Origin of the sequence: Shewanella sp. GD04112, from assembly GCF_029835735.1 — a bacterium.
In the GTDB taxonomy this organism is placed as follows: Bacteria; Pseudomonadota; Gammaproteobacteria; order Enterobacterales; family Shewanellaceae; genus Shewanella.
The window spans coordinates 3,186,838-3,198,605 of the sequence record NZ_JAOEAL010000001.1 but is presented as its reverse complement, the minus strand read 5'-3'; the positions used below and the strand labels follow the sequence as shown (position 1 = coordinate 3,198,605).

The following is an 11,768-nucleotide window of genomic DNA, read 5'->3' as shown; positions in this document are numbered from 1 at the left end:
TGCTTTTTAGTGGCATAGGGATGAAATATTATTCCATTGCATATAAGCGCTGAACTTAATACTGTAAACGACACTGTGTGTCTCGGAATAGCAAGATGACCGATAATTGTTCCATTTCTCTCGCCCCTACGGACTTAGAATGTACGCCGTCGCAACCAACAGGCCTAAACCAAGTGGGCGGTGACCAAGCATGTAGCAAACTAAGTCTCGATAAGCGTGAGCAAGTCGCGCTTTATGCCTTGGTCGCTAAGGTCAACCATGCCTTTGTGACTGGCGCGGGGGGATTTTTGGGTAAGGCCATTTGCCTACGTTTGGTCGCGGCTGGGATTAAGGTGACTGGTTTTGCCCGTGGCCATTATCCTGAGCTTGAAGCCCTTGGTGTGACTATGGTACAGGGGGATTTAGCCAATCCTGAGCAAGTCAAACAGGCGATGCAGGGCTGCGATATCGTGTTCCATGTGGCCTCAAAAGCGGGTATATGGGGCGACAGGGACAGCTATTTTTGCCCTAATGTGAAGGGCGCCGCTAATGTGATTGCTGCTTGTAAAGCGCTTAAAATCAGTAAATTAGTTTATACCAGCACCCCTAGCGTGACCTTTGCCGGCGAGGATGAATCGGGTATCGATGAATCGACGCCCTACGCCAGCCGCTTTTTAAATTATTATGCCCATTCCAAGGCGATTGCCGAGAAGATGATGCTCGATGCTAATCAAATCTCTTCAACTGCATCGGCGTATGCGCTAAAGACCGTTGCCCTGCGGCCGCATTTGATTTGGGGGCCAAATGATCCGCATCTGGTGCCAAGGGTGCTTGCCCGCGGTCGTTTAGGTAAACTTAAGCTGGTGGGGCGCGAGGATAAACTGGTCGATACCATTTATATCGATAACGCTGCTTATGCCCATATTCTGGCGGCCGTTGAGCTTTACCAAGTTTCGCCTAAATGCCAAGGCAAAGCCTATTTTGTCAGTAACGATGAGCCTGTGACTATGGCCAAGATGTTGAACCTTATCCTAGCTTGTGATGGGCTGCCACCTGTGACCGCGCGGGTGCCACAGACCCTGGCCTATGTGGTGGGCGCCTTGTTAGAAGCGGCGTATCGACTGCTGAATAAGCAAGAAGAGCCGATAATGACGCGCTTTGTCGCTAAACAGCTTTCCTGTAGCCATTATTTCGATATCAGCGCGGCAAAACGGGACTTTGGCTATCACGCCTTAGTGTCGATAGAAGAGGGAATGAAGCGCCTCAAGGCATCGCTCAAGTGCGGTATTTAGCACAGGACAAACTTGGTGATATCTTATGCCGTTACGGTAAGCTAATGGATTAAAACGTTAATGGCGTGCGACGATTGTAATACTTCGATTTTTCGGCAAAAGATTGGCCGCTGCAAACGCTGCATGTGGCAATTGACGTTGCTGTCGCTTATCGGTTGGCCGTTGTGGTGGTATCTCTACAGTGACACTCCACGTGAGGTCAACTCCATCGCCTTACTGTTTTTCTGCTCAGCTTTTACTGGCCTGTTGTTACTGCATCTTGTGGTATTAGTCACGCGTCGTCTGCTCGGTCGCGAATAGTTTTTTCGCTTCCCATCGAATCACTTTTTCATTCCTTGTGGCGAGTGGTCACGCTTACCATTCTCGCTATTTCAAACGGCTATTCTTACCCGCGAACTTTTTCATTTTCGCTTAATGCTCAAGTGTTACACAGTGCGCTGAAACACCTCGCTTTTCACTGCGTTAGCGACAAATACCATCGATTTGTGTCTGCTAAAGCGTGAGTAGTGATGAACTCACGCGATTATTTTACTCACGTGACCCCGTGAGGGCTAGGGCTAGGTTTAAATTTGAACAGAGTACAACAAATACTCAGATGATAGAGCCTTGCGTAACTAGTTGTTTTGGCTGCGTAGTATGGATTTAAAAAAATTTTAATCTGACATTTTAAGGTTTTTACCCTGTTTCACTGTTTTTGGTATCGCCAAGTACTAAGATCGAATGTGGCGATGGAGCCGAGAAAACTCGGTATTTTTTAGGTTTTAGGGAGTGTTATGGAGTTTTTAACCACGCTATTTGTGGGTTACCCAATATGGGTTTGGTTAATGTTTTTTGGCTTTGTGCTGGCATTGTTAGCCTTCGACTTAGGTGTGCTACATAAAGAGCAACACGAAATTACCGTGGCAGAGAGCCTTAAATTATCGGCCTTTTACATTTGTATGGGTCTGTTGTTCGGCGCTTGGTTATGGTGGTATAAGGGCTCGACCGCGGGGATGGAATACCTCACGGGTTACCTTATCGAAAAATCCTTATCTATGGATAACGTCTTCGTTATCGCGCTTATTTTCAGTAGCTTAGGCATTCCTCGTTTGTATCAACACCGAGTGTTATTCTGGGGGATCATGGGCGTTATCGTGCTACGTGCGATTATGATTGGCTTAGGCGCGGCGCTGGTAGCGCAATACCAAGGCGTGTTGGTGTTATTCGGCCTGTTCTTGATTTTCACGGGTATTAAGATGCTCTTTTCCGATGATGAGCATGGTGATATCCAAGATAATAAGTTTTACAAATGGTTACGCTCCAAAATGCGTTTTACGCCAAGCCTTCATCAAGAGAAGTTTTGGGTAAGGGGAGAGGAGCATCAACTCAGCAAAGGCTGGTGGGCAACGCCTCTGTTCTTGGCGTTGATCTTAGTCGAAACCGCGGATCTGGTGTTTGCAGTGGACAGTATCCCTGCGATTTTTGCGATTACCCAAGATCCCTTTATCGTCTATACCTCTAATATTTTTGCGATTTTAGGTCTGCGGGCATTGTATTTCGCCCTCGCGGCCATGGTGCATCGTTTCGAGTACCTCAAGTATGCGCTATCGGTGGTGTTAGTATTTATCGGCGTGAAAGTCGGACTGGTATACTTTAATCACGAAGGCATTGTGGACTTTAAGATCCCAACGGCCTTATCCCTTGGCGTCACCTTCGGCCTCTTGCTGGCGGGGGTATTATTCTCCCTGTGGAAGACGCGCGAGCAGAAGTAAAATAATGTTTTTCTAACGAAAACTGGCGCCATAGTGTGCCAGTTTTTATTCGGTTATCCCAAAGATGGGTTGTGAATTGCCCTAGTTATCGGCCGATGAAATAATTTCTATTTGCGGTTTTCGGTTTGGTAAAAGTGCGCAAACTGTTCTATTTTTCGTATAGACAGACGTTTGGTTCGGGCTTCCTTTCTACCTGAGTAATCGTTCGCATAACAGTGCACTGAGCCAAATATGAAGAGTCTGTTTTCATCAATTTTGTACTAATAACAATAAATTATTAGCACCATCAAATTTGTGGTTTAGCTCATTATCTGCCGGAATGGGGCGACAGTTTGGCTCATTCTAAGATCTTGAGCATTACGCCACGCCATCATTACAAATAATCGAACAAATGACAGCGAGCCAGGCCGTTATTGCCTAGGGTCGTACGAGGAGAAAGATCATGTCTATGGTGAGTGCGAAAGAATTCGCCCATTGGCTAAAGAATCGCTTCGAGGGTGTTGAAAAGGGCGTGAGTTTAACCCGAGAAGATATCAATCAGCTGACCGGGCGCCAAAATTTTTCATTGGTGTTTGTCCATGATATTCACTACGAGTTGATGCGTTTCGGCATCGCCTTTGTGACAGACACTGGGCGCGATACTTATTATCTTGTGCGGGTTTTCGATAAACCTTGGCGCAATCAATTGGAGCAGGACTCTGAAAAGGAGCTGTTCTCTAACGTAGTGTCGATTAATTTACTGCGTTAAGACGGCAATTCGTGGCATTTATCAGTGCAATTTTGCTTGAGGTGGTGAGTGCTTTCGACGCACCACAGCGCGCTGCTGCGCAAGCTCGACAGCCCCTGTTACATAAGGATTAACAGGGTTAATAAATCGCATCTTTGCGTGACTTCCCGTCTACTAAGTTCGTTACACTCTCCCTCTTTACACTTAAATCCGCTGTGAAAAGTGCAAATTCGCTTGTTCTTCGGCATGGATTTTCCTAAGGTGATTGAAAATGATTTTCACTGAGGCCCCCCTATGAATACCCATTTGCAATTACAGGTTAAGCATTGGCTCGAAAATGACCCAGATCCCCGCACTCAGGCACAACTGCAAGCCTTAATCGACGCCGGAAATGACGCCGAACTCGAGGCACGTTTTGCGGGACGTTTAGAATTTGGAACCGCCGGATTACGCGGTGTGGTGGGCGCAGGTCCTATGGGCATGAATCGCTTGGTTATCCGTCAAACATCAGCAGGACTTGGTGCCTATTTACTCGTACAAATTAAAGATGCCGCCGAGCGCGGAGTCGTGATTGGTTACGATGGCCGCCATGATTCACGCACTTTCGCCCATGATACCGCCAGTGTGCTCACCGCGATGGGCATTAAAGTGCGCCTCACCGCCAAAGTGGCGCCAACGCCGCTGGTGGCCTTTGGCGTTAAGCATTTTAATGCCGCCGCCGGTATTGTGGTGACCGCCAGCCATAACCCGCCACAATACAATGGCTACAAAGTGTATTGGGAAAACGGCGCGCAGATTATCCCGCCCCATGACTCAGGTATCGCCGCTCAAATTGAGCTGGCGGCTACCCAAGCAATTCCGTTTATGGATCAGGTGGAGGCGACCAAACAGGGCAAGCTTATCTGGTTGCAGGACGATTATTACGAAACTTATCGCCGCGGCGTGATGCACGCCAATGTGCTGCAAAATAACACCGCGCCTGAAAAAGTCAGCCTTGCCTATACCGCGATGCACGGTGTGGGCGCTGAAATGGCTGAAACCGTGCTCAAGGATGCGGGCTTTACCCAAGTGTATTCGGTGGCGGCGCAGCGCGAACCCGATGGGGATTTTCCAACGGTTAATTTCCCGAATCCGGAAGAAAAAGGTGCGATGGACTTAGTCATCGCCGAAGCGAAAAAGCATGGTGCTATGCTAGCTTGTGCCAATGACCCCGATGCCGACAGATTCGCGGTTGCAGTACGTAAGGATGATGGCGAGTATCAAATGTTAACGGGTGACCAAGTGGGCGTGCTCTTTGGCCATTATCTGTTAAGCCATGCGAGTAAGGAGCAACGTCTGGTGGGCACCACTATTGTGTCCTCCAGTTTGTTATCTAAAATCGCCAAAGGCTTTGGCGTTGAAAGTTATACCACGCTCACCGGTTTTAAATGGCTGATGAATGTGGGGATTGCGCAGAGTCAGCCTGATAATCAATTCCTGTTTGCCTACGAAGAGGCGCTGGGTTACACCGTCGGTAACATGGTGTGGGATAAGGACGGCCTGTCGGCCCTAGTCGCCTTCGCCCAATTAACCGCCGAGCTTGCCGCCAAAGGGCAAAGCATTTGGGATAGACTCGAACAGATATACCGCGAGCAGGGTTTCCATCTCAATGCTCAAGTTAGCATTGCCTTAAAACCCGACACGCCTAATATCGGCGCCTATCTGCGTGAACATCCGCCGCTGGCAATTGGTGAACATGCCGTGGTGTCGACTGATGATCTCAAGGCGTTAGAGCGCCGTTTTGCCGATGGCAAGGTCGAGAAAATCAATCTGCCCGCCAGTGATGTATTAACTTACTGCTTAGCCAATGGCGCACGGGTGATAGTACGGCCGTCGGGCACTGAGCCTAAAATCAAGTGTTACTACGAGGTGGTCGAGCCTATGACGGCGCAAGACACCTTGGCCAGCGCCCAGGCTCGGGCAACTCAGGCGATGGAGGCGTTTATTTCTGCCCATCAGGCGAGCCTATCTAAATAAGCGCTTTTAGCGCACTCAATAAAATCAGCTTCACTCAAAGGCTACTGACATGATGTTGTCAGTAGCCTTGTTTTATTCTTGTTGTCGTCCGCTGGTGAATCACATTTATAACATGATGAATCATAGGCATTTTTCAACAAGGAGAAAGTGAAAATGTTATCAATTGCACCGTTAGTCTGGGGTGAAATTCCTGTCAGTGATATGGATCGTGCCATCGCTTTTTATCAACAACATTTCGGGGTTGAATTTAAACGTGACGATATGGAAGACATGCAATACGCGACGCTGGTAACAGAGGAGGAAGGCGCCGCCAGCATTGGCCTCGTTAAATGCAGCATGAGCAAACCGTCGATGGAAGGTAGCACTGTATACCTGCATTTCAGCGCACAATTGCAACCTTTAGTGGATAAACTCGTGGCCGCCAATGTGACTATGCTATTGCCTGTAACGCCTATCAAAGACGGTAGTTGTGGTTATATCGCCCTGTTCGTGGATAGCGAAGGCAATAAGGTCGGCCTCTGGTCGCAAAATCAGTAATGTAAACCCTGCAGAGTCGTGCCTTGGCACGGCTCTCGGTACTGGTGTTTAGTACTGATGTTTACGCCGATCTTTAATTCGAGTGGATACAGTCAGTTCTGCGGATAAGAGCGCGACGAGTAAGAATGTCTTGCGATGGACCTTAAACAAGCAACAGCAAATTTCAGTGATGAAGGTGAAAGGATAATGGAACAGGTTTTTATGGCGGCTCAACCTATGCTTGGGCTGAGTACGCGCACCAACAATAGCGCCGAAATGGCGGGTGAGGGCGGCAAGATTGCAACGCTTTGGCAGACATTCTTTGAATCATCACAACTCACGGCGATGCTCGATTCTCCCATGTATGGGGTCTACTACGATTATGAATCGGATATGACGGGAGACTATTCGGTTTTAGTGGGGAAAAGCGTTGAGTCTGTCAGCGAGACAGGCCCTTTTACGGCGTTGCACCTGCGTGAGGGAAACTACCTTAAGTTCAGTGCACAAGGAGAAATGCCCCAGTGTGTGGTTGATCTTTGGGGACAGATTTGGCGCTACTTTAGTACAGCTGATTGTCCGCATCAGCGTGATTATCAAACGGACTTTGAGGTCTATCGGAGCGCCGATAAGGTCGAGATTTATATCGGGATCGTTTAGGCCGATTCCATAACACTTTGCCAATACAGTATCGCTTGGGCGGGTAAGCTTTAGCGGTTAAGATCCCTATACTTTCGCAGCAAAGCCAATTTGAGGTGTGATTACTGTCCATGCGCCGTGCCGACCGCCTATTTCAAATAGTGCAAATTCTTAAACATCGACGATTAACGACCGCCCAAGAGCTGGCGGATCGTTTAGAAGTCTCGACCCGCACTGTGTACCGCGATGTGCAGGATTTATGTTTGAGCGGCATTCCCATTGAAGGGGAGGCGGGTGTGGGCTATCTATTGCGCCACGAAGTGAATGTGCCGCCACTGATGTTTAACGAGGCCGAATTAGAGGCGATTCAAGTCGGCATGCGTATGGTGCAAACATGGGGCGGCAAAGAGCTTGGCAGTGCGGCGCGTCAGGCGATGATAAAAGTGGAAGCCGTACTCCCTAAGCGTTTGCAAGCCTATCAATCCTTGATGTTTTCGCCGGATTTTTATTTAGATTCCAATGAGTTTCAGTTTCTGGATCCGCTGCGTAATGCGGCCCAGCGCCGTGAGTACGTCAAACTCTTCTATCAAGATGTGAATAAAGCGCTGACCGAGCGCGAAGTGCGGCCGCTCGCCATCTATTTTTGGCGCGGCACTTGGACCTTGCTGACCTGGTGTGAATTACGCCAAGATTTTCGCAACTTTCGGGTCGATCGTATCACCGGATTATTAAGGCTTAACCGCCATTTTGAACCGACGCCGGGGCAGGAATTAGAGGATTATATTTGCCTGATGGACGCCCAGATGCGCGAGCGTGAAGCTGAAAAATAAAGCCACTCATAGAGTGGCTTTATTGTGATTACCTTATGAATTTTTTAGAAACTGCCGCGGATCCCGAGGGCGATTTGGGTGCCAAAACGCTCAAGGTAATTCACTTGGTCCTCATATTTCACATAACCCGAATAGCGGTTATTGGTCAGGTTAGAAGCCTCGGCGAAAATCGATACATTTTCGAAAATATCATAACTCGCGCTAGCATCGAGCTGGCCGTAGTCTTGGATCCAAGCTGGACCACCCCAAGCTTCGGGATCGACCAGGAACTTACTGCGCCAGTTATAGGCAACCCTGGCCTGCAGACCGTATTGCTCATAGTAAAGGACGGCGTTGTAAGAGTTTTTCGACATGCCCTTAAAGGGTAAGCCTTTCGCATCGATTTCGGGATCATCATAGCTGCTGTCCACATAGGTGTAGTTCAGCTGGAAACCTAAACCATTAAAGGGCTCAGGCAGGTATTCGTCGAGGGATTGTTGCCATGCGGCTTCCACCCCTTGCACTTTGGCACCGTACTTACCCGATACGGGTTGAGTGACATAATATTCTGTCCCCTCAACCATTTGAGGCCCTTTGTCGTCGGTGATAAAGGATTCAATGTCCTTGATAAAAATGGCACCGCTCAGTGAGCTACTCTCGTGGAAATACCATTCGAGGGAGATATCCCCTTGGCGCGCCTTTTCGGGGGCGACACTTGGGTTACCGCGTGTCAGTGTCGGTAAGCCATTCTCACGGGTCGTGAAACTCGGTGCAGCCCAGACACGCAGCGCATAGAGTGACGGACGGCTTAACACTTCGGCGGCAGAGACTCGTAGCAGTAAATCATCCTGCAGATTGAGCTTAAAGTTCATGCTCGGTAACACATTGGTATAGCTATCGTCGTAACTGGTTTGAACAACGTTTTTCCAATCATTGTTGGTGGGTTGGCCGGCGCTGTCTAACTCAACCTTAGCCAAATCGTAGGCATAACCGTCGGAGGTGACTTTGGTCTGGCTCGCTCTGAGGCCTAAGTTCAACATATACGGCAGATCGAAAATTTCCTCTTCAATATTCACCTGTACATAGGCGGAGGTCACAGCTTCTGTGACTTCATAGCTTCCTGCCTTATTGAGGCTAGCGACAATGCTCTTATCCGCCGCTTCTTGGTTAATGCTGCGGTAGTATTCAAGCAGTTTGTCGTAGTCGAAGCTTGGCCATGGCTCTGGGGAGATGCTGTTTTCACCATCGAGGAAGTTATCGAAGTTGGCGGGCACAAATACGCTCGAAGGAATTTGGAACAGTTCAAATTCGCCTTGAGTAAAGACAGTGCTGTTATCGAAGGTATAACCGTCGCGGGTAAGATAATAACCACCACGGCTGAATTGGCTGGAGTTAGCGGAGGCAAATTCGGTCTGCTTCTTCACTTGCTTGACATAATTGACGCCAAAATCGACCTTGCTGATGATGCCTTCATCGGGAATGTATTGGCTGATAAGTTTGATGTCAGTAATTTTATCGTCGACATCGACGCCACTGTTACGGCTATAGTGGGCGCCGTATTTTTGATCGGCGCTCAGACCTGGGCTGATCACCACATCGGGCAGCATATTGCCACGGGTGTAATCGATGTCGATACCATCGACGAAGCCACGGGCAACGACGAAGCGGTTATCGCCATTATTGGCATTTTGCGCGGCGGAGTAGGCAACATCGGCGGTAATCGACCAGTTGGGCATAACATACCAGTCGGCCTTAAGGCCCATTTGGTAGGTATCGGTTTTTCTTGGGGTACTGAGGTTGAGCAATTCAACCATAGTGTTGTCACCCGTTTGGTTCATGCTCACCACTCGGCCCTGATCGTCAAATATGGCGTCGGTAAATAGCGGTGTGCCCGGCGTCCATTCTTCGTCGTAGTTCACGAAGCCGATTTGGTATTTATGGCCATCGGTATTGTAGCGTGAATAGAGACCGTCGAAGTTAATGTCGAGATTATCCAGTGGGCGCCATTGCAGAGCGAGCGTGCCACCTACGCGTTCACGCACGTCTTGGGCGTTCGCAAAATACATATAGCTTGGGATCTTAGAGGCATAAATCTCACCTGGGTCGATCATGCCGTTATTGTTGGTATCGACTGGCACCCCGGCACTGTCGACGCCCCAGCCTTCATCTTCATCGAAGAAGCCTTCGGCCGAATAGGTGTCTGCCCGCAGTGTCTTACGGGAATATACCGCCGAGACCAGCGCACCAAAACTATCGTCATCCGTCTTATCACCGATGATCAGTGAGGCATGGGGATGAATATCCTCGGTACGGGACTCGTAAATCCCCTTGGCGGAGGCTTGAATGGTACGGCCTTCTAAATCCAGCGGTTTACGGGTTTGGATATCGACGATAGCGCCAATGCCACCTTCGGTCAGTCTGGCTTCGGGTGACTTATACACCGCCAGCACGTTTACCAGCTCCGAGGCTATGGTGTCGAAGTTAAAGTCTCGGCCCGCATTTTCTGAGGCCAATTTACGGCCATTGAGGGTGGTGACGTTATAACCATCGCCAAGGCCGCGAACCAGAATATTTTGTCCTTCGCCGCCGTTACGGGTAATGGTCACCCCTGGAATGCGTTGAAGCGCCTCGGCTAAGTTTTCATCTGGAAATTTACCAATGTCATCGGCGACCACAAGGTCGACTACGCTCACTGCATTCTGCTTTAGGAACATCCCTTCCTTAATACTGTTTCTGATCCCTGTGACCTGAATGCGTTCGACTTCGGCATCCTGGGCTTGCGCAGTGTCCTTCGCTTGAACTTGCTCTTTCGTTTCGGTTTGTTGCTCTGCTGGTATTTCATTGGCAGCGCTGTGAGTTGCTGTCAGAGCCGCTGCGATGGCTAGGGCAATCGCGGCAGGCTTGGTGGTTAAGAGTTTCATAGTATCCCCGCATGAGTGTGATGCACGGTCGTTGCCGTGTCTTTTAATACAATTTCGAAAGCGAAAGAAACTGCGCAAACCTTTCGAAGTCTTATTTATAGCGTTAAATTCTGTAATCGATCAATAAAAAAATGTAAAAATACTTTCAAAAAGTTTCACATTCATGCATGATGAAAATCAACTTATGGTAAAAACTTGAGCTAAAGCTTCGTAAGTTATTGTTAATTTAGTTATTTGTTTTTGCGATGGTGAAAAGTAATTTCGAAAGTGTTTGAAAGTTGTTCTTGGCGTGTTACCTTTCAATCGATAGTTAATCGAAAGAATGGAGAAGCTTGTGAGTACTTTGAACACGATAGAAAGGCAGCAGGAAATTGTGCGAATGACACAGTTACAGGGAAAGGTCTCTGTTGCCGAACTCGCAGAACACTTTGGGGTATCTGAAGTCACGATCCGTAGCGATTTAGCCATGTTGGATCAAAAGCAGTTACTGGTGCGCTCCCGGGGCGGCGCTATGGTCAACAGCGAGTTGATCCGGGAGTTATCACTGAAGGAGAAGGGCAGTTGCCATTCGGCCTTAAAGCAAGAGTTAGGTAAGGCCGCGGCAGCCTTGGTGCAAAACGGCGATCGCTTATTGCTCGACTCGGGGACGACCACCCAACAGGTGGCGGCGAACCTGATGGAGCATAAGGATCTGATCGTGATGACCAATGGCCTGAATATCGCCACCGAGTTGGCTAAGGCTGACGAAGTGGAGGTGATGTTAACCGGCGGACTGTTACGTAAAAAATCCCTGTCGTTCTACGGCAATATCGCCGAGAACAGCCTGCGGGATTACAACTTTAACAAGTTGATTTTAGGGGTGGATGGTTTCGATTTGCGGGTGGGATTAACCACTCACTTTGAAAAAGAGGCCAGCCTCAACCGAATGATGTGTGAGATAGCGAGTGAAATTATCGTTGTGACTGACTCATCAAAGTTTGATCAACAAGCATTCCACGTTATTTGCAGCAGTCGCCGTATTACGCGCCTAGTGACAGATACCGGGATCCCAGAGCGCTATGTTGATGAATTAACTAAACAAGGTGTGCAATTACACCTCATTGAGAAAGCTAATTTATAAC

The 11,768-nt window shown here is 48.7% G+C and carries 10 protein-coding genes; 9 read left to right on the top strand and 1 reads right to left on the bottom strand.

The features are described from left to right. The first annotated feature begins 95 nt into the window (after window positions 1-95). From oleD to N7386_RS14185, 8 genes are all read left to right on the top strand, one after another. The gene (oleD, locus tag N7386_RS14220; protein WP_279769234.1) at window positions 96-1,271 is read left to right on the top strand and encodes a 2-alkyl-3-oxoalkanoate reductase; all 1,176 of its coding nucleotides are present in this window, start codon (window positions 96-98) and stop codon (window positions 1,269-1,271) included. Window positions 1,272-1,331: 60 nt separating this feature from the next. After that, window positions 1,332-1,571, top strand: a complete 240-nt coding sequence (locus N7386_RS14215; protein WP_088585781.1) for a DUF3624 domain-containing protein — start codon at window positions 1,332-1,334, stop codon at window positions 1,569-1,571. Window positions 1,572-2,044: 473 nt separating this feature from the next. Next, window positions 2,045-3,022 (top strand): TerC family protein, encoded by a 978-nt coding sequence (locus tag N7386_RS14210; protein WP_011717593.1) that lies wholly within the window; start codon window positions 2,045-2,047, stop codon window positions 3,020-3,022. A gap of 442 nt (window positions 3,023-3,464) precedes the next feature. Continuing rightward, window positions 3,465-3,770 carry a hypothetical protein gene (locus tag N7386_RS14205; protein ID WP_011717591.1) on the top strand — a complete coding sequence of 102 codons (306 nt, stop codon included), beginning with the start codon at window positions 3,465-3,467 and terminating at the stop codon, window positions 3,768-3,770. Window positions 3,771-4,043: 273 nt separating this feature from the next. Further along, window positions 4,044-5,765: a phospho-sugar mutase gene (locus N7386_RS14200; protein WP_279769230.1), complete on the top strand. Its 1,722-nt coding sequence runs from the start codon at window positions 4,044-4,046 to the stop codon at window positions 5,763-5,765. Between the two features lie 153 nt (window positions 5,766-5,918). Next, on the top strand, window positions 5,919-6,302 hold the full coding sequence (locus N7386_RS14195; RefSeq protein WP_279769228.1) for a VOC family protein: 384 nt from the start codon (window positions 5,919-5,921) through the stop codon (window positions 6,300-6,302). Between the two features lie 186 nt (window positions 6,303-6,488). Beyond that, entirely contained in the window at window positions 6,489-6,938 is a 450-nt protein-coding gene (locus N7386_RS14190) for a GyrI-like domain-containing protein (protein ID WP_279769225.1), read from the top strand. Between the two features lie 110 nt (window positions 6,939-7,048). Continuing rightward, complete coding sequence (locus tag N7386_RS14185; protein WP_011623290.1) at window positions 7,049-7,747, top strand: YafY family protein; 699 nt, start codon at window positions 7,049-7,051, stop codon at window positions 7,745-7,747. A 44-nt stretch (window positions 7,748-7,791) separates the two neighbouring features. Here N7386_RS14185 and N7386_RS14180 read toward each other — a convergent pair whose 3' ends face one another. After that, complete coding sequence (locus tag N7386_RS14180) at window positions 7,792-10,647, bottom strand: TonB-dependent receptor (RefSeq protein WP_248967201.1); 2,856 nt, start codon at window positions 10,645-10,647, stop codon at window positions 7,792-7,794. A gap of 334 nt (window positions 10,648-10,981) precedes the next feature. On the opposite strand from N7386_RS14180, the gene agaR reads away from it, so the two are divergent. After that, window positions 10,982-11,767, top strand: coding sequence for a transcriptional repressor AgaR (gene agaR / locus N7386_RS14175; protein WP_011623288.1), 786 nt, complete (start codon window positions 10,982-10,984; stop codon window positions 11,765-11,767). The last annotated feature ends 1 nt before the right edge of the window (window position 11,768 follow it).

Bases quoted from the DNA above. Each gene is read 5' to 3' on its own strand.
- oleD (WP_279769234.1), top strand. From the start codon at position 96: ATGACCGATAATTGTTCCATTTCTCTCGCCCCTACGGACTTAGAATGT.
- N7386_RS14215 (WP_088585781.1), top strand. From the start codon at position 1,332: ATGGCGTGCGACGATTGTAATACTTCGATTTTTCGGCAAAAGATTGGC.
- N7386_RS14210 (WP_011717593.1), top strand. From the start codon at position 2,045: ATGGAGTTTTTAACCACGCTATTTGTGGGTTACCCAATATGGGTTTGG.
- N7386_RS14205 (WP_011717591.1), top strand. From the start codon at position 3,465: ATGTCTATGGTGAGTGCGAAAGAATTCGCCCATTGGCTAAAGAATCGC.
- N7386_RS14200 (WP_279769230.1), top strand. From the start codon at position 4,044: ATGAATACCCATTTGCAATTACAGGTTAAGCATTGGCTCGAAAATGAC.
- N7386_RS14195 (WP_279769228.1), top strand. From the start codon at position 5,919: ATGTTATCAATTGCACCGTTAGTCTGGGGTGAAATTCCTGTCAGTGAT.
- N7386_RS14190 (WP_279769225.1), top strand. From the start codon at position 6,489: ATGGAACAGGTTTTTATGGCGGCTCAACCTATGCTTGGGCTGAGTACG.
- N7386_RS14185 (WP_011623290.1), top strand. From the start codon at position 7,049: ATGCGCCGTGCCGACCGCCTATTTCAAATAGTGCAAATTCTTAAACAT.
- N7386_RS14180 (WP_248967201.1), bottom strand. From the start codon at position 10,647: ATGAAACTCTTAACCACCAAGCCTGCCGCGATTGCCCTAGCCATCGCA.